The organism is Paraburkholderia sp. GAS334 (assembly GCF_050436625.1).
GTDB lineage: Bacteria > Pseudomonadota > Gammaproteobacteria > Burkholderiales > Burkholderiaceae > Paraburkholderia.
Window position 1 is genome coordinate 98,126 of the sequence record NZ_JBNDMO010000002.1, and the last position, 20,356, is coordinate 118,481.

Annotated in this window: 17 protein-coding genes; 14 read left to right on the top strand and 3 right to left on the bottom strand. The window is 64.5% G+C overall.

The genetic code is table 11. The features are described from left to right. Positions 1-193 precede the first annotated feature (193 nt). From P3T21_RS03825 to P3T21_RS03875, 11 genes are all read left to right on the top strand, one after another. Positions 194-388 (top strand): hypothetical protein, encoded by a 195-nt coding sequence (locus tag P3T21_RS03825; RefSeq protein WP_429254604.1) that lies wholly within the window; start codon positions 194-196, stop codon positions 386-388. Between the two features lie 146 nt (positions 389-534). Then, positions 535-1,041 (top strand): DUF192 domain-containing protein, encoded by a 507-nt coding sequence (locus P3T21_RS03830; RefSeq protein WP_429254605.1) that lies wholly within the window; start codon positions 535-537, stop codon positions 1,039-1,041. A gap of 348 nt (positions 1,042-1,389) precedes the next feature. Then, complete coding sequence (gene fusA / locus P3T21_RS03835; RefSeq protein ID WP_429254606.1) at positions 1,390-3,495, top strand: elongation factor G; 2,106 nt, start codon at positions 1,390-1,392, stop codon at positions 3,493-3,495. A 157-nt stretch (positions 3,496-3,652) separates the two neighbouring features. Beyond that, positions 3,653-4,177 (top strand): cupin domain-containing protein, encoded by a 525-nt coding sequence (locus P3T21_RS03840; protein WP_429254607.1) that lies wholly within the window; start codon positions 3,653-3,655, stop codon positions 4,175-4,177. 22 nt (positions 4,178-4,199) lie between these two features. Then, on the top strand, positions 4,200-5,219 hold the full coding sequence (locus tag P3T21_RS03845) for a HoxN/HupN/NixA family nickel/cobalt transporter (RefSeq protein ID WP_429254608.1): 1,020 nt from the start codon (positions 4,200-4,202) through the stop codon (positions 5,217-5,219). 310 nt (positions 5,220-5,529) lie between these two features. After that, positions 5,530-7,200, top strand: coding sequence for an ABC transporter substrate-binding protein (locus tag P3T21_RS03850; RefSeq protein ID WP_429254609.1), 1,671 nt, complete (start codon positions 5,530-5,532; stop codon positions 7,198-7,200). Positions 7,201-7,257: 57 nt separating this feature from the next. After that, a complete protein-coding gene (locus P3T21_RS03855) occupies positions 7,258-8,277 on the top strand; it encodes an ABC transporter permease (protein ID WP_429254610.1) in 1,020 nt (339 codons plus the stop codon). Next, positions 8,274-9,140 carry an ABC transporter permease gene (locus tag P3T21_RS03860; protein ID WP_429254611.1) on the top strand — a complete coding sequence of 289 codons (867 nt, stop codon included), beginning with the start codon at positions 8,274-8,276 and terminating at the stop codon, positions 9,138-9,140. The genes P3T21_RS03855 and P3T21_RS03860 overlap by 4 nt, the downstream gene beginning before the upstream one ends. Then, complete coding sequence (locus P3T21_RS03865; protein ID WP_429254612.1) at positions 9,137-11,236, top strand: ABC transporter ATP-binding protein; 2,100 nt, start codon at positions 9,137-9,139, stop codon at positions 11,234-11,236. Before P3T21_RS03860 ends, P3T21_RS03865 begins: the two co-directional genes overlap by 4 nt. A gap of 426 nt (positions 11,237-11,662) precedes the next feature. Further along, the gene (locus P3T21_RS03870) at positions 11,663-12,664 is read left to right on the top strand and encodes a hypothetical protein (protein ID WP_429254613.1); all 1,002 of its coding nucleotides are present in this window, start codon (positions 11,663-11,665) and stop codon (positions 12,662-12,664) included. Between the two features lie 281 nt (positions 12,665-12,945). After that, positions 12,946-13,404: a hypothetical protein gene (locus P3T21_RS03875; RefSeq protein WP_429254614.1), complete on the top strand. Its 459-nt coding sequence runs from the start codon at positions 12,946-12,948 to the stop codon at positions 13,402-13,404. Between the two features lie 37 nt (positions 13,405-13,441). Here the strand turns inward: P3T21_RS03875 and P3T21_RS03880 are convergent, their stop codons facing one another. Next, a complete protein-coding gene (locus P3T21_RS03880) occupies positions 13,442-14,287 on the bottom strand; it encodes an aldo/keto reductase (protein WP_429254615.1) in 846 nt (281 codons plus the stop codon). Between the two features lie 196 nt (positions 14,288-14,483). Between P3T21_RS03880 and P3T21_RS03885 the strand changes: the two genes are divergently transcribed. Then, entirely contained in the window at positions 14,484-15,230 is a 747-nt protein-coding gene (locus P3T21_RS03885) for a GntR family transcriptional regulator (protein ID WP_429254616.1), read from the top strand. A gap of 12 nt (positions 15,231-15,242) precedes the next feature. Here the strand turns inward: P3T21_RS03885 and P3T21_RS03890 are convergent, their stop codons facing one another. Both P3T21_RS03890 and P3T21_RS03895 read right to left on the bottom strand, forming a co-directional pair. Then, complete coding sequence (locus P3T21_RS03890; RefSeq protein ID WP_429254617.1) at positions 15,243-16,664, bottom strand: CoA transferase; 1,422 nt, start codon at positions 16,662-16,664, stop codon at positions 15,243-15,245. A gap of 113 nt (positions 16,665-16,777) precedes the next feature. Continuing rightward, entirely contained in the window at positions 16,778-17,113 is a 336-nt protein-coding gene (locus P3T21_RS03895) for a DUF2917 domain-containing protein (protein ID WP_429254618.1), read from the bottom strand. A 180-nt stretch (positions 17,114-17,293) separates the two neighbouring features. On the opposite strand from P3T21_RS03895, the gene P3T21_RS03900 reads away from it, so the two are divergent. Together P3T21_RS03900 and mdtD are read left to right on the top strand one after the other, a co-directional pair. After that, positions 17,294-18,700, top strand: a complete 1,407-nt coding sequence (locus tag P3T21_RS03900; protein WP_429254619.1) for a PLP-dependent aminotransferase family protein — start codon at positions 17,294-17,296, stop codon at positions 18,698-18,700. A 176-nt stretch (positions 18,701-18,876) separates the two neighbouring features. Further along, positions 18,877-20,313, top strand: coding sequence for a multidrug transporter subunit MdtD (gene mdtD, locus P3T21_RS03905; protein WP_429254620.1), 1,437 nt, complete (start codon positions 18,877-18,879; stop codon positions 20,311-20,313). Positions 20,314-20,356 lie beyond the last annotated feature (43 nt).

Sequence of the window (20,356 nt, forward strand, 5' to 3'; positions counted from 1 at the left end):
CCGGCATTCAGCCTTAAAGGCCTTTGTGCAAGCCACTCTCGCGGCAAACACAGTGGGTCCGGACGCTGGCAGACGTCATCGAAAATTTGTTCGATACGGCTGTCAACCGAAAGGTGGATGGCACGTTTACCGATCTGACTCAAGAACCGGGTCATTGGTTAATTTACCGCAACTCATGCTGAGGATTTACAAAATGAACAAACTGATCGCCGCTCTGGTCGCTGGCCTCTTCGCAACGGCAGCATTCGCACAAGCTTCGGCACCGGAAGCAGCTTCGGCAGCGCCGGCAGCAGCAGCTTCGTCGGCAAAGAAGACCACGAAGCACGCACACAAGAAGTCGCACAAGAAGGCAGCAGCAGCAGCTGCAGCTTCGGGCGCTTCGGAGTAAGTTTGTTGTAAAAACGCAGTCAAGAACTAGCAGTACTGCCGTTCTTACGGCGTTGAAAGGCAGAAGGCCGCAAGGCACTCTGCCTTTTTCTTTTTTGACGCGCTCGCGTAACATGCGCGGGTTATTTTCCAGCTAGGAGTCACGCCGTGCGAATCACCCTGCGCTCCCTCGTCGCGCGTTTCGCGTTTGCGATTGCATTGCCCGTCGCGGCCCTTTTGTTCGTCGCCACCGGTTCGAACGACGCATACGCGCAGCAGATGCCGCCCGGTGCAAAACAGCCTGGCGACTTCCCGCGCGTCAAGCTCACCGCTGGCATGTTCGTGATCGACGCCGCCGTCGCCGCCAACGATGCGGACCGCGAACAGGGACTCATGTATCGCACGACACTCGCGCCGAACGAAGGCATGATCTTCGCCTTCAACGAAAACGCCGTGCACTGCTTCTGGATGAAGAACACGCTGATTCCGCTGTCCGTCGCGTTTATTCGCGCCGATGGCACGATCACCGATATCGACGAGATGCAGGCCGAAACCACCAACAATCACTGCCCGAAGCACAACGGCGTGTATGTGCTCGAGATGAGCAAGGGTTGGTTCACGTCGAAGGGCATCACGCCGGGCATGAAGATTCAGGGACTGCCCGCGCCGCAATAAAAAACAGCAGCGGTCCGTGCGGGATCGCCTGCCGTCCATCGGGAAGCCGGTGACACCTTCAAGGTGCACCGGCTTTTTTGCGTCCGGAGCGACGGCTGTCGCCCGAAATCTATCGATGATGCAGCGCACAGACTCCTTCCGGGTGAACTTCGGGCGACCCGCGGGCACCCCGCCGGCAACCCAAAAGCGCCACCCGGCTCCCCCGTCCGCCGCGCCTGGCAAGATTCCTGCAAAAGCCTGACGGTAGCGCTATGCTTATGGTCTTATCACAGCAGCACCGCGATCGACCGGGCGGAGCAACGCACAGCCCGGCGCCTTCCACCGGCGCGCCTTTCCAAGGAGAATCACGTGCCCAGAAAGACTCCCATTGAACGCTACCGGAACATTGGTATTAGCGCTCACATCGATGCCGGCAAAACCACCACTACGGAACGCATCCTGTTCTACACCGGCGTGACCCACAAGATCGGCGAGGTTCACGACGGTGCGGCGACGATGGACTGGATGGAACAGGAGCAGGAGCGCGGCATCACGATCACGTCGGCGGCCACCACGGCGTTCTGGAAAGGCATGGCCGGCAACTATCCGGAACACCGGATCAACATCATCGACACCCCGGGGCACGTCGACTTTACGATCGAAGTTGAACGCTCGATGCGCGTGCTGGACGGCGCGTGCATGGTCTACGACTCGGTCGGCGGCGTGCAGCCGCAGTCCGAAACCGTGTGGCGTCAGGCGAACAAGTACAAGGTGCCGCGTATTGCGTTCGTCAACAAGATGGACCGCGTCGGCGCTGACTTTTTCCGCGTGCAGAAACAGATCGGCGATCGCCTGAAAGGCGTCGCGGTGCCGATCCAGATTCCGGTCGGCGCCGAGGATCATTTCCAGGGCGTGGTCGACCTTGTCAAGATGAAGGCGATTGTCTGGGACGAAGAGAATCAGGGTATCAAGTTCGAGTACAGGGAGATTCCGGCTGAGCTTGTCGACACCGCGAAGACGTGGCACGACAAGATGGTCGAGGCCGCTGCCGAAGCGAACGAGGAACTGCTCGACAAGTACCTTCACGGCGGTACGCTGACCGAAGAGGAAATCAAGTTCGGCATCCGCAGCCGCACGATCAGGAACGAGATCGTGCCGATGCTGTGCGGCAGCGCGTTCAAGAACAAGGGCGTGCAGGCAATGCTCGACGCCGTAATCGACTATCTGCCGTCGCCGGTCGACGTGCCCGCGATCACCGGTCACGATGAAGACGACAACGAGATCGAGCGTCATCCCAGAGACGACGATCCGTTCTCGGCGCTCGCCTTCAAGATCATGACTGACCCGTTCGTCGGCCAGCTGATCTTCTTCCGCGTGTACTCGGGCGTCGTGAATTCGGGTGACACCGTCTACAACGCGATCAAGGAAAAGAAGGAACGCCTTGGCCGGATCCTGCAGATGCATGCGAACGAGCGCAAGGAAATCAAGGAAGTCTACGCAGGCGACATCGCCGCTGCGGTTGGCCTGAAAGAAGCCACAACGGGCGACACGCTGTGCGATCCGAACAACGTGATCATCCTTGAAAAGATGATCTTCCCGGAACCGGTGATCTCGCAGGCCGTCGAGCCGAAGACGAAAGTCGATCAGGAAAAGATGGGCATCGCGCTCAATCGTCTCGCGCAGGAAGATCCGTCGTTCCGTGTGCAGACCGACGAGGAATCCGGCCAGACGATCATCTCCGGCATGGGCGAGCTGCACCTGGAAATTCTCGTCGACCGGATGAAGCGCGAGTTCGGCGTCGAGGCCACCGTCGGCAAGCCGCAGGTCGCGTATCGCGAAACGATCCGCACGACGGCGGAAGACGTCGAAGGCAAGTTCGTCAAGCAGTCGGGCGGTCGTGGTCAGTACGGTCACGTCGTGCTGAAGCTCGAACCGCAGAAGCCGGGCACGGGCTACGAATTCGTCGATGCGATCAAGGGCGGCGTAGTGCCGCGCGAATTCATCCCGGCGGTCGACAAGGGCATCATCGAAACGCTGAAGGCCGGCGTGCTCGCGGGCTATCCGGTCGTCGACGTGAAGGTCACGCTGACGTTCGGTTCGTACCACGATGTCGACTCGAACGAAAACGCGTTCCGCATGGCCGGCTCGATGGCGTTCAAGGAAGGCATGCGCCGCGCGAAACCGGTGCTGCTCGAACCGATGATGGCTGTCGAAGTCGAAACGCCGGAAGACTTCATGGGCAACGTGATGGGCGATCTGTCCGGCCGTCGCGGCATCGTGCAGGGCATGGAAGACATCGCTGGCGGTGGCGGCAAGCTCGTGCGCGCCGAAGTGCCGCTCGCCGAGATGTTCGGCTACTCCACTTCCCTGCGTTCGCTTACACAGGGTCGCGCCACGTACACGATGGAGTTCAAGCACTACGCTGAAACGCCGTCGAATGTGGCCGACGCAATCGTCAATTCGAAGCACAAGTAATCGCGTTCGAAGCGGTTGAGTGGTTGTGAAGCCCGTTCCTGGTGAACGGGCTTTTTTCTATCCGGGCGGCCCGCACGTCGATGGCAAATGACCGGTCCGACACGGGCGATTTTTGAACGTGCCAGAATACCGGGACGCCCCGAGAGAGGAGACAATCATGAGCCACGATCATTCCCACGACGGCCCGCACGACCATGAGCATGAGCCCGGCGGCGACCATCCCGACTGGCGGGAAAATGGCGTGAAAGTCATCCGCGGCGACCAGCTGGACACCAGCACGGCACAGACACCCGGCATGAACCGCGCCGCAGCAATCAATGCAGCCCGCGTCGGCGCGCAGAAGATCTGGGCCGGCACGGTCACGATCCATCCGAATGCGAAGACCGGCGCGCATCATCACGGCGCGCTCGAAAGCGTGATCTATGTGGTGCGCGGCCGGGCGCGCATGCGTTGGGGCGAGCACCTCGAATTCACGGCCGAAGCTGGCCCTGGCGACTTCATCTTCGTGCCACCGTATGTACCGCATCAGGAGATCAACGCGAGCACCGACGATCCGCTCGAATGCGTGGTCGTGCGCAGCGACAACGAGGCGGTGGTCGTGAACCTGAACATCGATGCCGTTGAAGCACCCGAAACGGTCTACTGGGTCGATCCGATCCACAAACATCCGCACGATCACTAGAGATCGACAGAAAGCGCCCTTCATGACGCCAACTACTGCCGCGCTGCGCCCTCGCCTCTTCACGCTCTACGCCGTGCTGATCGCTGCCAATCTGGCGGCGTGGGCGTGGGCGCTGCTCGCGTTTCGTCACTATCCGCTGCTGCTCGGCACGGCATTGCTCGCGTATGGCTTCGGCCTGCGCCACGCGGTCGACGCCGACCACATCGCCGCGATCGATGCCGTCACGCGCAAGTTGATGCAGGAAGGCAAGCGCCCGCTGACAGTCGGCCTGTCGTTCTCGCTCGGCCATTCGACGATCGTGATTGCCGCGACCATCGGCATCGCGTTGACTGCCGTCTCGATGCATGACCGCTTCGACAGCTTCAAGGCGGTAGGCGGCACAATCGGCACCGCCGTTTCAGCGGCATTTCTGCTGGTGCTCGCCGGCGTGAACCTGATGATCCTGCGCGACGTGTGGCGTCGCTACCGGCACGTGCAGCGCGGCGGCGAACTACCGCCGGACGCGGCGACGCCCGCGCCCGCCGGTTTGCTGTCGCGCGCGCTGCGACCGCTCTTCCGCCTCGTGTCGAAAAGCTGGCACATGTACCCGGTCGGTGTGCTGTTCGGTCTCGGCTTCGACACGGCCACCGAAATCGGCCTGCTCGCGATCGCCGCCGCCGAAGCGGGCAAAGGCCTGCCGATGTATTCGATCCTCGTGTTTCCCGCGCTATTCACGGCCGGCATGACGCTCGTCGATTCCACCGACAACGTGCTGATGGTCCACGCCTACGGCTGGGCGATGGACGACCCGCGCCGCAAGCTCTACTACAACGCGAGCATCACGTTTGTGTCGGCGGTGGTGGCGATCGTGATTGGCGGCGTTGAAGCGCTGGGCCTGCTGTCAGACACGCTCGGCCTCACGGGCGGCGCGTGGGACGCGGCGGCTGCGGTCAACGCGCGCTTCGGCATGCTCGGCTACGGGATCGTCGCGATGTTCACGGCGTGCTGGATCGGCTCGGTGCTGTTTCACCGCTGGCGTCGTCCTGCGGTCACGGCACGGTAGTCGCGCGGCGCAGCAATCGGTTCGCCTGCGCGCCGGCCTGTACCGTCGTCGTGGCGCCGCTTCGGGCGCTAACGCAGCACGCCTTAGCTGCCCGCCTGACACGGCGACCCGGTTATCACGCCGACGAACGTTGTCATCACGACACACGTTCTCCTGTTTCACCCGCGCGAACGGGATTTGCGCGGCGCATGGCGTTCCGATTCCACGGGCAATCGCTTACACTGAAATCGCCCACGTCGCCGCACCACGGCTCGCGTTGACGCGCCCAACCGGGCGCGTTGTCCGATAGAACCCAACGGAACACCATTCGATGAAGAATTCCGCGGATCGCCATTCAGCCCGCCTCGCACTCGAAGCTGCACGACGCACCGCCGATGACCTCGGCAACCACGCCATCGACGAATTCCTCGCCGGCCGCCTCTCGCGCCGCGAACTGCTGCGTTACGCAGGCGTGATCGGGATTTCGCTGGCGGGCGGCGGCCTGCTCGCTTCGCCGCGCGCGCACGCACAGGGTGCACCGAAAGGCGCCAACGCGACGATCCGCGTCGCGCACCTGATGCCGGGCGGCGCCGTCGACCCGCTGACCGTCACCGACGCCGGCGGCCTCGCGCTGCTGAACCAGACCGGAGAATTCCTGATCAACGACGACGAGCACTCACAGTTGCAACCCGCTCTGGCGCTGTCATGGCAGCCGAACGCGAAGGGCGACGTGTGGACGTTCAAGTTGCGTCAGAACGTGAAATTCCACGACGGTCAGACCTTCGGCGCGAAGGACGTGGTCGCCACGTTCGACCGCCTTGCCGATCCGGCAACCGGTTCAGCCGCCCTCTCGGTGCTGAAAGGCGTGCTGTCGAAAGGCGGCGCGAAAGTCGTCGACGAGCAGACCGTCGCGTTCCATCTCGACGCGCCGAACGGCAACTTTCCGTATTACGTTTCCTCGGACAACTACAACGCGATCATCCTGCCGGCGAATTACGCAGGCAACTACGAAAAGACCTTCATCGGCACCGGCGCGTTCAGGCTCGAAACGTATCAGCCGAAGGTGGGCGCTTCGTTCGTGCGCAATCCCGATTACTGGGGCGACAAAGCACTGCCGCAACGCGTGCAGTTTTCGTTCTACGCCGACGAACAGGCGCAGATTCTCGCGCTGCAAGGCCGTCAGGCCGACGTGATGGGCACGTTCACCGTGCAGGGCGGCTCCGGCATCGTGAACAATCCGGAATTCAAGGTGATCGGCGTACGGTCGAGCGCGCATCGTCAGATGCATATGCGCAACGACAATCCGCTCTTCAAGGACAAGCGCGTGCGCCAGGCGCTCGCGCTGTCGCTCGATCGCGAAGTGATGGTGCGCGGGCTCTTCAAGGGCCGCGCGATGGTCGCCAACGACAGCCCGTTTGCCTCCGTCTTTCCGTCGTCGGATATGAGCGTGCCGCAGCGCAGGCTCGACGTTGCGAAGGCGAAGCAGCTGCTCGCGCAGGCGGGCGTCGCCAACGGTTTCGACGTCACGCTGACCACCGAAAAGTACATGGAGATTCCGGACCTCGCCGTCGTCATACAAAACGCGGCGAAGGCGATCGGCGTGCGGATCAATCTGAAGGTGGAAAGCCAGTCGCTGTACTACGGCGCGGGCACGCCCGGCAAGTCGGACTGGCTCGACTCGCCGCTCGGCATCACCGATTACGGTCACCGCGGCGTGCCGAACGTGTTCCTCAACGCGCCGCTCACAAGCAGCGGTACGTGGAACGCGGCGCACTTCAAAAACCCGCAGTACGACAAACTCGTCGCAGATTTCGTGGGTGCGCTCGACGTGGCATCGCAGAAGAAAATCGCCGGGCAGATCGAAACGCTGCTGCTCGACGAAACGCCGATCATCATCCCGTACTTCTACGACCAGTTGATCGCCACGCGCAGCGCGCTCGGCGGCGTGCGTTTCACCGCGATCGCGCAGCTGTATTTCGATCGCGCGGTACTGGCCGGCTAAGCGCCGGCGCGATCAATCCACATCGCATTCGGCGCCAGCACTTCACGCGAGCATTCGATGTCGACTCCGGCTTTTCCTTCCGCACCGAACGCGCCGCAAACAGGTAGCGGCAACGCGGGCCGCGTCGCGCGTTTTCTGGCAACGCGCATGGCGCTCTCGCTCGTCACGCTGTGGCTGCTGTCAGTGCTCGTGTTCGCGGGCGGCCAGTTGCTGCCCGGCGATATCGGCCGCGCGGTGCTTGGGCCGCTTGCCGACGCACGCGCTGTCGCCGCGCTCAATCATCAGCTCGGCGCGGACCGGCCGCTGCTAACGCAATACGTCGGCTGGATCACGCATTTCGTGCGCGGCGACATGGGCATGTCGTACGTGTTCCGCACGCCGGTCGGGCCGTTTGTCATCCAGGCACTCGGGCATTCTGCGAAGCTTGGCCTGCTCGCGTTCATTGTCGTCGTGCCGCTTGGGATCGCGGGCGGCGTGTGGGCGGCGATGCATGCGGGACGCTGGATCGATCGCGCCATCAGCATCGCGGGCCTGTCGGCGACAGTGGTGCCGGAGTTCGTGTCGTCGATCGTGCTGATCCTGATCTTCGGCATCTGGCTGCAGTGGTTGCCGATCGAGGCCTCGTATCCGCCTGGCGCCGGCGTGTTCGAGCAACTCAGGCATCTGATCCTGCCGGTGCTGCCGCTCGTCTTCGTCTTCTTCGGCTACATCGCGCGGATGGCCCGCGCCGGCACCGTCGAGGCGCTCGACGCCGACTACACGCGCACCGCGATCCTCAAAGGTCTGCCGCAGCACATCGTGATCTGGCGACACGTGCTGCGCAACGCATTGCTGCCGACCATCACCGTCGCCGCTACGCAGCTCGGCTACATGATCGGCGGACTGGTCGTCGTGGAGACGCTCTTTCACTATCAGGGCATCGGCTCGCTGATCTACAACGCCGCGAAGGCGAAGGACTTTCCGATGCTCGAAGCCGGCGTGCTGACCATCGGCGTCGTGTACACGGTGGCGAATCTCGTCGCCGATGCGTTGCACGTGCTGCTCAATCCGCGTCTGCGTGTGCAGGGGGCCGAATGAACGCCGTCGCGCCGCCGGAAGCGGCCCGCATCCAGGAGCCGCGCTACGACCGCCTGCGTGCCCTGCTGCATTCGCCGACGTTCATCGTCGGTGTGCTGATCGTGCTTGGCTGGGTAGTGTGCGCAATCGCCGGGCCGTGGATCGTGCGGCTCGATCCGTACGCGTCCGATCCGCTCAACTCGCTGGCGCCGCCCGATCACACGCACTGGTTCGGCACCGACCAGCTCGGCCGCGATGTGTTTTCGCGCGTGATCGTCGGCGCCCGCGACATCCTCACGATCTCGCCACTCGCGACGTTGCTCGGCACGCTGGCGGGCACGGCGCTCGGTCTGGTCGTCGGCTATTTCGACGGCTGGGTCGACAACGTGATCGGCCGTGCGATCGATGCCGTGCTCGCGTTGCCGCTTGTCATCGTCGCGCTGCTTGCACTTGCGGCCGTGGGCACGTCGAACTTCACGGTGATTCTCGTGATCGGCATCACGTTCACGCCGATCACCGCGCGCACCGTGCGCGCCGCCGTGCTGGCCGAACGTCATCTCGACTACGTCGCCGCGGCGCAGCTGCGCGGAGAAAACGCGACGTACATCATGTTCGCGGAGATCCTGCCCAACGTGCTGCCGCCGATCATCGTCGAAGCGAACGTGCGGCTCGGGTATGCGATTTTCGCGGTCGCGACGCTGTCGTTTCTCGGCTTCGGCATCCAGCCGCCTTCGGCTGACTGGGGGCTCGCATTATCGGAGTCGTACACGTTGATGGCGGGCGGTGCGTGGTGGACCGTCGTGTTCGATGCGGCGGCGATCGCATCGCTCGTCGTCGGCGTCAATCTGATCGCGGATAGCGTCGAAGGTGTGCTCGACCGATGAATGCGCCGCCGCCCTCCGCTTTTCCCGCCTTCGACGTCTCGAAGAGCGAGCGCACCGACGCGCTGACAATCGTCGGCCTCACGGTCAGTTACCGTTCCCGCGGACGCGATCGCGAGGTGCTGCAGGACGTCTCATTTCGCGTGAAGCGCGGCGAAGCGTACGGGCTCGTCGGTGAATCCGGATGCGGCAAGTCGACGGTCGCGATGGCCGCGTTGCGCTACCTGCCGCGCAACGGCAAGGTGAAGGCCGGCCGCATTCTGATCGCCGGCCAGGATCCGAACGCGCTCGACGCCGACGCGCTGCGCATGATGCGCGCGAAGTCGATTTCGATGGTGTATCAGGATCCTGCACGCGCGCTCAATCCTTCGCTCACCGTCGCGCGTCAGGTGTCGGAAGCATTCGAAGCTGCGGGCGCATCGTACGCGACAGCGCTCGAACGCACGCTTGAAATGCTGCGCCGGGTGCGAATCGCGTCACCGGAGCGCGTGATGGACAGCTATCCGCATCAGCTGTCGGGCGGCATGCAGCAGCGTGTCGTGATCGCGATGGCGCTCGCTTCGAATCCCGCGCTCCTGATCCTCGACGAACCGACGACTGGCCTCGATGCAACCGTCGAAGCTGAAGTGCTCGATCTGGTCGCGCAACTGCGCAAGGAATTCGGCACGGCGGTGCTGTTCATCAGCCACAACCTCGCGGTGATCGGACGGATGTGCGAGCGCGTCGGCGTGCTGTATGCGGGCAAGCTCGTCGAAGAAGGCACGACGCGCGATGTTTTCGCCCGTCCGCGACATCCGTATACGGTCGGCCTGCTGCGCTGTCTGCCGACGCCCGGCCGCAGCAAGGACACGGACCGGCTCGATACCATCGCCGGTCAACTGCCGCTCGCAGGCTCGGTGATGCAAGGCTGCATCTATACCGACCGCTGCCGTCTCGCCGACGATCGCTGCCGGCGCGAAGCACCGCCGCCTTATCGCGTGAGCGCTGCGCACGGCGATCAGATGTCGCGGTGCCACTATCACGAGCGCGCGATCGATCTGCCTCGCAATACCGGCGAGAAGCCGGAGCTCGCGCGACAATCCGCGAGCGATGGCACGGATGAACGCGCGCTGGTGCTGCGCGCGGAACATGTATCGAAGACATTCCACGTGTCGGGCGCAGCGTTACGCGCCGTCGATGACGTCTCGCTCGAACTGATGAAGGGCGAGACGCTCGGCCTCGTCGGCGAATCGGGAAGCGGCAAGACGACGCTCGCGCGACTGCTGCTCGGCCTCGTTTCGCCCGACGCAGGCAGTGTCATCGAACTCGACGGCGCGTTGTTGCCGGCGCGCGTCACCCGACGCAACGACGAGCAGGTGAAGTCGCTTCAGATCGTGTTCCAGAACCCGGATTCGGCGCTCAACCGCGCGCATTCGGTGAAGCGGCTGATCGGCCGCGCGTTGTCGCGGCTGGGTTCGCTGCGCGGTCAGGCGCACGGCGCGAGGCTCGCCGCACTCGCCGCGGCAGTGCGCCTGCCCGACCGCTATCTTGGCGTGCGTACGCGGCAGCTGTCGGGCGGGCTCAAGCAGCGCGTCGCGATTGCGCGCGCGTTTGCGGGTGATCCGCGCGTCGTTGTCTGCGACGAACCGACTTCCGCGCTCGATGTCTCCGTGCAGGCCGCGATCCTCAATCTGCTCGCGGACCTGCAACGCGAACGCGGGGTGAGCTATGTGTTCATCTCGCACGATCTGAACGTCGTGCGCTATCTGTCGGATCGCATCGCGGTGCTCTATCTCGGTCGTCTGATGGAGATCGGGCCGGCCGGCGCGGTGTTCGATGGTCCGCATCATCCGTATACCGAAGCGTTGATTTCTTCGATCCCAACGCTCGATTCAAACAGCGGCGCGCAACGCGTCCGTCTGTCCGGTGACCTGCCTTCGGCGTCGGCGCCGCCTTCGGGCTGCGTCTTTCATACGCGCTGCCCGCGCAGGCTCGGCGCGATCTGCGAACAGCAGGATCCGCCGATGCACGATGCGGGCGACGGTCATCACATCCGCTGCCACATCCCCGTCGAAGAACTTCGCGTGCTCCAGCGCGATACGACGCGAAGCGAAGCGTGACGTGAGATAGCGCGACGCGTCGGTTTGTCTGCTGAATGCGGACGCTTCATCGATGACACGTCTCGCGCGGCGATTCACGTCGTGCGTTTCACCGTCGAAACGTTTTTATGCGATTCCTGAACGCCTGCATCGGGTGCGGTACGTGCGCGCCATGTACGACGCGGGTTTGCGGGCAGTGGCATGGTTGTCGCTACGGGAGGTGCGGGCAACCGGCACGCGATCAGCGACAACGGGGTTGAGCTTTCCGACACGGTTGGCCGATGCAGATAACGGCTTCGTGCTTCGCCGATAGTGTGCGAGGCGCGCACTGTGCGGACCAGACACGGGGAGCAACAAGGCTCGCGTTATGACGGGCCCTCCGCATACGAGGCGGCCAATAAGAGACGGCGGCAGACGAGGCGTCGCCCTCTCGTCGGGAGAGATGTGATGAATAACACGAAGTTAACTAAGCACTACTACGGGTTACGGGATGCGGCAGTGTGTATTGCTGGCGCGGCGACTTTAATGGCAGTGCATGTCGCGCACGCCGCATCGACGAACGAGGTGATCCCGCAATGGATTCTCGTCGCCGATGCGCCGTTGCCGGCAAGCGGCGGACAGGCCGGTACTCCAGCGGCTATGTCTGCTACGCCCGCGACACCGGCCTACAACGCGGCGACCCAGTCGTCGGCAAAAGGCGTCGCGGCGGGCTCCCCTCTCGTGGGAAGCAGCCTGACGGCAGACGCATCGCTGCCGGGCAGCGGCGACTCCGCTGACGCGGTCGGCGCTGCGGACGGCGCGGCCGTTCTCGCGCAACGGGGCACGCTCGCGACCGGCGCACCATCCGATGCCAGCACAACAGCAGCCGACGATGCAGCGGCCGTCTTCCAGACGACGCGGGAATGTCGCGGCAACACAGTCGGCATCTGCGATCCGAAACAGGCGAACGGCGGACGCGGTGGAAGCAGCGGCGCGGCGTCGAGCGGCGCAAACAGCAGTAGTAGTGGCAGCAACAGCAGCGGCGGTGGCGGTGGCGCGGGCGCATCGGCGGGGAGCTCGAACGGCAGCGCGTCCGCCGGAGGCAAAGGTGGTGGTGGTGGCGGTGGCGGTGGCGGTGGCGGTGGTGGCTGTGGTGGCGGTGGCGGTGGCGGTGGTGGCGGTGGTGGCGGTGGTGGTGGTGGTGGTGGTGGTGGTGGTGGTGGTGGTGGTGGTGGTGGTGGCGGTGGTGGTGGTGGCAGCGGCGGTTGCGGCTGCGGCGGCGGTGGCTCCAGCGGCAGCGGCAGTAGCGGTCACGGCGGTGGCTTTGGCGCCGGCGGTCCTGGCGGTGGCTTCGGTGCGGGTGGTCCCGGCGGTGGGTTTGGCGGTAGTTTCGGCGGTGGTGGCGGCTTCGGCGGAGGGTATGGCGGCGGCTCCGGCGGTGGTGGCCACGGCAGTGGCAACGGACATTAGATCCGTAGCAACGGAACGGCGCCCCCGTGCCGTTCCGCAGATCCGAAACGATTCGGCTCCTTGCCGGTCCGAGCCTGTGTTGGCGGTGACGTCCCGATCCCCCGGTCGGACGTCGCCGCCAGGGCCGGACACTTCCCTTCTGTGGTCCCTTCCCTTTCGCCTCAACGGCATCGGCAGCTTCAACGGCGCCGACAGTTCCGACAGCGCATCGCGCGGCAGCCGGAACCAAATGGCATGGATCGCCTCATATTGAACTCAACGTTCAGCATGAGGACAACACGATGCAAAGACATGTCCCCTCACCCGTCGCGCGCACTGCATCAGCCCTGCTGATGGCCACCACGCTCGGCTTCGCCTCGCTCGCGAACGCGCAGACGCCTGCTCAACCTGCTGCCCCGGCCACAGCCGTGGCGCCACCCGTCGATCCGTCCTTCTCCGCGTATTCGCTCGCACAACGCTGCAAGAAGAAATCGGATAACGTCGCGCAAGGTCAATGCGTCGGCGCGATTCGCGGCATCATCCGCGGCTATCAGTACGGCGTGCTGTTTCTCGGCCAGCGTGCGTCGCTGCCCCCGAACGAAACCCAACGCGTATCGCTATGCCTGCGCGACACGCAGGTCTCCACCATCGTCGACGATTTTCTTAAGGACGCCGGTCAGGTCAGCGACGATGCTCTCAAGCGCGCGCCCGCCGAAGTCGCCGTGCTCGGCTCCGTCCATTCACATCACCCCTGCAACTGATCCATGCGCGTTGCACACGCGCATGAGCAGACACACCTCACAGCATTTCGAGCGGCCGCTTGCTGCGCGGCGGCCGGAAATGCGCATCGATGGCGGCGTATTCGTCGACGGTGAGTTGCAGGTCCAGCGCGCGGCGGTTGTCGCGTACATGCTCGATGCGGCCTGACTTCGGAATCGCGAAGACCTCCGGCCGGCGCAGCACCCACGCGAGCGCCACCTGAAACACGGACACGCCACGCGCGCTGGCGATGTCGTCGAGCGGCGAGCGTTTCGGCAGACGCGCATGATCAACCGGGCTGTACGACATCGCCGGCATCGCGCGCTCCGCGAGCCAAGGCAGCAGGTTGAACTCGGGTCCCCGTCGCGCGACGTTGTAGAGAATCTGGTTCGTCACGCAGGCGTCGCCCCCTGGCACGTCGAAAAGTTCTTCCATGTCGTCGGTGTCGAAGTTGCTGACGCCCCAATGACGGATCTTGCCCGCCCGACGCAATGTCTCAAATCCTTCGACGGTCTCCGCAAGCGGCACCGATCCGCGCCAGTGCAACAGATACAGATCGAGGCGATCAGTCTTCAGACGCTTCAGGCTCTGCTCGCAGGCAGCCTGCACACCACGCCGGCTTGCATTGTGCGGATAGACCTTGCTGACGAGAAACACGTCGTCGCGCACGCCGTGCAATGCTTCGCCCAGCAGCGATTCGGTGGCGCCGTCGCCGTACATTTCGGCGGTGTCGATAAGCGTCATCCCCAGTTCGATGCCTTCGCGTAGCGCTGCTATCTCGGCAGCGCGGCGCGCAGGCTGCTCGCCCATTTCCCACGTGCCCTGCCCCAGCTTCGGAATCCGCTCACCATCGGGCAGGCTCACGCTGGCGATCTCGTTCGTCATGGTTACTCCTTGTTTCCGGGTTTCTTCGCCGCACAGACAGCGCGGACATGCGCGCATGCGGACGCGCCGCGGCGATGACAATTCGAACGAGTTTATCCGTTCACGAAGGCGCGTAGAGACCCACCCGCAAAAGCCCGCTATAACGCGAGGGCGCCAATGACATAGAATTGCCGCTTGCCCTTCTTGCGTCCGTCACATGAACTCTGCCTCGGAAGACCGCTGGCGCGACCTGCGCCCGGACCCGGAAAACGACACCCCGCTCTATCTGCAACTCGCCCGCAAGCTCGGTCACGCGATCCACGAGAACCGCTGGAACGCCGGGGAAGCATTGCCCTCCGAACGCGTGCTGTCGGACGCGCTGGGCGTGTCACGCATCACCGCGCGCAAGGCCATCGCGCTGCTCGTCGAACAGGGGTTGATCCGGCGCACGCAGGGCGCGGGCAGTTTCATCACGCCGCGCTATGAAGATCCGCTGTCGCGACTGTCGAGCTTCAGCGAAATGCTGCGGCGACGCGGCTTCACGCCGAGTTCGCAATGGCTGTCGCGCGAAATCCAGCCGGCGAATCGCGATGAAGTGATCCAGCTGGGTCTGTCGCCGGCGGCGGCGGTGACACGTCTGCGGCGTCTGCGGCTCGCGGACGGCATCGTGATGGCGGTAGAAAACTCGACGTTTCCGTCTTCGGTGATTCCCGATCCGCAGGCGATCGGCGATTCGCTGTACAGCTATCTCGAGCAACGTGGGTTGTCGATCGTGCGCGCGTTGCAGCACTTCCGCGCGGTCAACGCGAGCGAAGAAATCGCGCAGCAGATGAGCATCGCGCCGAACGAGGCGCTGCTGCTGATCACGCGCGTTGGTTACACCGCCGACCAGCGCGCGATCGAACTCACCGATACCTACTGCCGCAACGATTACTACGATTTCGTCGCGGAGCTTCGCAAGTAGGCTGATGGCACGCTATGCCCAGCGGGCGTCGTCGGTGCCAATCGGCACGGGCGGGCGGGCGTAGAACGGCGGTGTCTCCGACAGCCGTTCCGCCGGCATCACGCTTGTGACGCGGCCAAACGGTGAGTCGACGGTTTCCAGACAATCCTGCACGTCATCGAACGTGACGTCCGGCGTGCGCCAGCCGTCGGCGACCTGTCCGAACGACGTCAGCCAGTGGCCCGTCTGCGCCAGCGAAAGCCGGACGTGCCAGCTGCCGCCTTCGGTTGCCCGCCTGGCCAGCGCGACCATTGCGCCGAATGCAGCCAGATAGCCCGCGCCATGATCGAGCGCCTGACACGGCAGATGCCTGGGCATGCCGCTTTGCGCGTCTGAACCACCGCCTTCGCCGCGCGCCGCAAGACTCTCCGTCCACGCGATGCCGCTCGCCGACTGCACGAGGCTGTCGAAGCCGCGTCGCAGCGCCCACGGCCCGGTGTGGCCATATGCCGATATCGACACGCACACGATGCCCGGACGCAGCCGCGCCAGCTCTTCCGGCGCAAACCCGCGCGCCGCGAGTGAGCCCGGACGATAGGCCTGCAGAAACACATCCGTGTTGCCCGCCACCAGCGCACGCAGCCGCACGCGCGCGGGGTCGTCGCGCAGATCGAGTGTCGCGGAGCGCTTGCCGCGACCATTGTCGATCACGAGGGGCGCAATATTCGGCAGATGAGGACCGTTGATCAGCAACACATCCGCGCCGTGCTGCGCGAGCGCGCGCCCGGCAACCGGCCCCGCGATGATCCGCGACAGGTCGAGTACACGGGTGCCGGCAAGCGGCAGGGACGCGTCGCCGCGACCCGGTGCCTCGGGTTGGGAATCGCCGATCCGTTCGATCTCGAAGAGCGGCAGGGACGCGATCGCCTTCGCCTGATCGAGCGCGGCCCATTCGTCGGGCGCGCGGATCAGCGCAGCGCACAGACAGGCGTCGGCGAGCGTCTGATCCAGCGTCGCGCCGTCCCAGCCGCGAATCGCTTCAGCGACGGCCTTCGGATCATTGGCGCAGCCGAGCACCTTCAGCACACCGTCAAGATGATGCTGAAAGTTGGTATGAAGCTGGATCCAGCGATCGTCGCGCGTCGCGTAAAAGCCGGTGACCGGATTGCGCAGTTCAGGCGGCAGCCCTTCGTTCACCCGCAGATACCGCTCGCTGCGAAACGTGGCAAGCGCACGCCGCACGTCGACGTCGACGCGCTGCTGCCGGCCGGTACGCAGGCGAAAGCATTCCGCGGCGGCAAGCGCCATGGCCGCAATCGTCGCGGACGCCAGCGTGCCAACGCGATAGACCGACGGCAACGCAGGGTCTTCGCCTGCGAGCGAGACGGCGTCAAGCGCCGCGGGGCTGCAGGCCGCCAGCGACCAGAGATGTTCAAGCGCGAGTCGCGGTGTCATGAGCAGGGGCAAGCGCCCGCGACGAAGCGGGCGCATTGATGGAACTCACTGTTCGATCGTAAAACGATCGCCCCGTTCCTGCCGGAAGGCACAAAACCCGCCGCAGCCTGCGCTCACGCCGCCGGGAACCAGCGCGGCATCCACGCGCGCAGCGATCGCCGGGAGAGCGTGAACAGCCGCGAAGCATCGGCCGACAGCGTCCGCTCACGCAGCTCGCAGCCGGCGAACGTCAACGCGACGCGCGCGTTGCCGGGCCCGGCGCTCACCCACGCCCGCGCGCCGCGCGGCAACTCAAATGTTTCACCGGCGGCGAGCCAGTAATCCTCCGGATCGCCATCGAGCGTGATCCAGATTTCCCCGGCCATCACCTTCAGGATGAGCGGCCGGACGACGCGCCATGCGGCCGCCGGCTCGTCATGTTGCAGTTCGAAAGTACGGATTTCGCGCATCGCAGTGCTCCTTGAAACGACTTTATGATTGAGTCATTATTGCGGCGCGACGACCGGAACCCCATGCACACTTCCGGACAGTTTCATCGAAACTGTACAGTCGAAAAACCAGACAGTAGCCGCTAATCCAGACAATGAGCCAGCCAATGAGCCGGACAACAGGCCGGACAGTGAGGTGGTATGAAACTCGAACTTGACCGCGAAAACGGCGTGCCGCTCACCGAGCAGATCGTCAACGGCGTTCAGACGTGGATCCGGTCGCGCGTCGCGCATCCGGGCGCGAAACTGCCCTCGATCCGCCAGTTCGCCACCGATTACCAGATCAGCCGCTTCCCGGTGATCGAGGCGTACGACCGGCTCGTGTCGCTCGGTTTCATCGATTCACGGCATGGTTCGGGCTTTTATGTCGCCGAACGTTCGCGCGCGATGCTCGCGGGTCAAGGCACGTCCGACCCGCGTCGCGCGGACGAAGAGTCGGTCCACATCCTCCAGCAGTTCAACCATCCGGGCGAATCGCTGAAGCTCGGCAGCGGCTTCATCCCCGAAGCGTGGCGCGACATGGACAGCATCGGCCAGGCGATCCGTCACGTCTCGCGCGTCGACAGTTCAAGCTTGATCGACTACGCAACGCCGCTCGGCAACGCGACCTTGCGCGACCACCTGCAGGGCCGCATCGCGCAGCTCGGCATCATGGCCGACGCGTCGCAGATCCTGATCACGAACGGCGCGAGCCAGGCGCTCGACATGCTGATGCGCTACATGCTGAAGGCCGGCGACACGGTGTTCGTCGAAGATCCGGGCTACTACAACCTGAACGGTCTGCTGAAGCTGCATGGCGTGCGGCTCGTCGGCATTCCGCGCACGCGCAACGGCCCCGATCTCGACGCGATGCAGGCGATGCTGAAAGAGCATCGTCCACGCCTCTTCTTCATCAATACGGTGTTCCACAACCCGACCGGCACGACGATCTCGCCGCCCGTCGCGTTTCGCCTGCTGCAGCTCGCACGCGAGCACCAGTTCACGATCATCGAAGACGACATCTACGCCGACTTCCAGACCGAGCCGACCGACCGCCTCGCGACGCTCGACCAGCTCGAACACGTTGTCTATGTGGGCGGCCTGTCCAAGACGCTGTCGTCTTCGCTGCGCATCGGCTATCTGGTGGCGAGCCCGGCGATCGTCAAGGATCTCGCCGACGTGAAGATGCTGACGAGCATCGGCGGCTCGCGTTTCGCGGAAGCGGTAGCCGTCGCGCTGCTGGAGCGCGGCATGTATCGCAAGTATCTCGAACGGCTGCGTCGCCGGATGCGCGATGCGCTCGGCCTTACCGTGCAGACGCTCGAAGACAGCGGGTGGGATCTTTTCGATAAACCGCTCGGCGGCAAGTTCGTGTGGGCGCGCGTGCCGCATGTCGAAGACGCGACGCGGCTCGTCGAGTGTGGCGCGCCGCTCGGCGTGACGGTCGCGCCGGGCAGCTACTTTCGCCCGAACGCCGAACCGAGCCCGTGGATCCGGATCAACGCGGCGTTCACCCACGACCCGCGCGCGCGGGCATTCTTCGACGCTGCCGCCGCGCTTCCGGGCTGACGCACGACGCTGCGTCCGCTGCGTCCGCGGCGTACCCGGTGCCACCGGGCAACGCCCGCCGCAACCGGCAAGGCACCCACCCGGCGCGATTCCCGGCGGCGTTGTGACGCTTGCCGTTAAAATGACGGCTCGCCGCGTTGCCAGACTGCGCGCCGCCTGCGCCCTCCTCTGCCCTCATGTCCATCGCCCAGACCGCGTCCGCCCCGTCTTCGAAATCCCTCACCGTATTGCTGTGGCTGGTGGCCACCGGCTTCTTCATGCAGACGCTCGACGCGACGATCGTCAACACGGCGCTCCCCGCGATGGCGACGAGTCTCGGCGAACTGCCGCTGCGCATGCAGTCGGTGGTGATCGCGTATTCGCTGACGATGGCGGTGATGATTCCAGTGTCGGGCTGGCTCGCGGACAAGCTTGGCGTCCGGCGCGTGTTCCTGAGTGCGATCCTCGTGTTCACGGTCGGCTCGCTCCTCTGCGCGAACGCGCATACGCTGAACCAGCTGGTGGTGTACCGCATCGTGCAAGGTGTGGGTGGCGCGATGCTGCTGCCCGTAGGGCGACTCGCCGTGCTGCGCACGTTTCCGGCTGAACGTTATCTTCCGGCGCTGTCGTTCGTCGCGATTCCGGGGTTGATCGGTCCGCTCATTGGTCCGACGCTCGGCGGCTGGCTCGTGAAGATCGCGTCGTGGCACTGGATCTTTCTGATCAACGTGCCGGTGGGCATCGCCGGCTGCATCGCGACGTTCATCTTCATGCCGGACAGCCGCAATCCTGATACGCCGAAGTTCGATCTGAAAGGCTATCTGCTGCTGATCGTCGGCATGGTCGCGATCTCGTTCGCCCTCGATGGCCGCACGGAACTGGGCATCCAGCACGCAACCGTGCTGGTGCTGCTGATCCTGAGCCTCGCGTGTTTTGTTGCGTATGGACTGCATGCGGTGCGCGCGCCGCAACCGATCTTCTCGCTCGATCTGTTCAAGATCCACACGTTCAGCGTCGGTCTGCTCGGCAACCTGTTTGCGCGGATCGGCAGCGGCGCGATGCCGTATCTGATTCCGCTGCTGTTGCAGGTGAGCCTCGGCTACAGCGCGTTCCAGGCGGGCATGATGATGCTGCCGGTTGCGGCGGCGGGGATGTCGTCGAAGCGGCTCGCGACGACGCTCATCATGAAATACGGCTACCGACGCGTGCTCGTCACAAACACCGTGCTCGTCGGCCTCGCGATGGCGAGCTTCGCGCTGACGAGCGCCGGCCAGCCGCTCTGGCTGCGGCTCGTGCAGCTTGCGTTCTTCGGTGGCGTGAACTCGATGCAGTTCACGGCGATGAACACGCTCACGCTGAAAGACCTCGGCACCGGCGGCGCGAGCAGCGGCAACAGCCTGTTTTCGCTTGTACAGATGCTGTCGATGAGTCTCGGCGTCACCGTCGCGGGCGCGCTGCTCGCGACCTTCACAGGGCTGATTGCACGCGTCACCGAAGCCAATTCGCTGCCGGCATTCCACGCGACGTTCCTGTGCGTCGGCATCATCACGGCGGGCTCGGCGTGGATCTTCGCGCAACTCTCGCCGGATATCCGCTCGCGGGCGAAAAAGACCGACCCGTCGGAGCGGACGTAACGACGGTATCGCGTCAGGGCGCCAGGTGACGTCGCGTTTTCGC

Excerpts from the sequence above, each read along its gene's own strand:
- P3T21_RS03880 (WP_429254615.1), bottom strand. The coding sequence starts at position 14,287 with ATGACGAACGAGATCGCCAGCGTGAGCCTGCCCGATGGTGAGCGGATT.
- P3T21_RS03900 (WP_429254619.1), top strand. The coding sequence starts at position 17,294 with ATGAAACTCGAACTTGACCGCGAAAACGGCGTGCCGCTCACCGAGCAG.
- P3T21_RS03840 (WP_429254607.1), top strand. The coding sequence starts at position 3,653 with ATGAGCCACGATCATTCCCACGACGGCCCGCACGACCATGAGCATGAG.
- P3T21_RS03845 (WP_429254608.1), top strand. The coding sequence starts at position 4,200 with ATGACGCCAACTACTGCCGCGCTGCGCCCTCGCCTCTTCACGCTCTAC.
- P3T21_RS03850 (WP_429254609.1), top strand. The coding sequence starts at position 5,530 with ATGAAGAATTCCGCGGATCGCCATTCAGCCCGCCTCGCACTCGAAGCT.
- P3T21_RS03860 (WP_429254611.1), top strand. The coding sequence starts at position 8,274 with ATGAACGCCGTCGCGCCGCCGGAAGCGGCCCGCATCCAGGAGCCGCGC.
- P3T21_RS03895 (WP_429254618.1), bottom strand. The coding sequence starts at position 17,113 with ATGCGCGAAATCCGTACTTTCGAACTGCAACATGACGAGCCGGCGGCC.
- P3T21_RS03870 (WP_429254613.1), top strand. The coding sequence starts at position 11,663 with ATGAATAACACGAAGTTAACTAAGCACTACTACGGGTTACGGGATGCG.
- P3T21_RS03885 (WP_429254616.1), top strand. The coding sequence starts at position 14,484 with ATGAACTCTGCCTCGGAAGACCGCTGGCGCGACCTGCGCCCGGACCCG.
- P3T21_RS03865 (WP_429254612.1), top strand. The coding sequence starts at position 9,137 with ATGAATGCGCCGCCGCCCTCCGCTTTTCCCGCCTTCGACGTCTCGAAG.
- P3T21_RS03855 (WP_429254610.1), top strand. The coding sequence starts at position 7,258 with ATGTCGACTCCGGCTTTTCCTTCCGCACCGAACGCGCCGCAAACAGGT.
- P3T21_RS03890 (WP_429254617.1), bottom strand. The coding sequence starts at position 16,664 with ATGACACCGCGACTCGCGCTTGAACATCTCTGGTCGCTGGCGGCCTGC.
- P3T21_RS03875 (WP_429254614.1), top strand. The coding sequence starts at position 12,946 with ATGCAAAGACATGTCCCCTCACCCGTCGCGCGCACTGCATCAGCCCTG.
- mdtD (WP_429254620.1), top strand. The coding sequence starts at position 18,877 with ATGTCCATCGCCCAGACCGCGTCCGCCCCGTCTTCGAAATCCCTCACC.
- P3T21_RS03825 (WP_429254604.1), top strand. The coding sequence starts at position 194 with ATGAACAAACTGATCGCCGCTCTGGTCGCTGGCCTCTTCGCAACGGCA.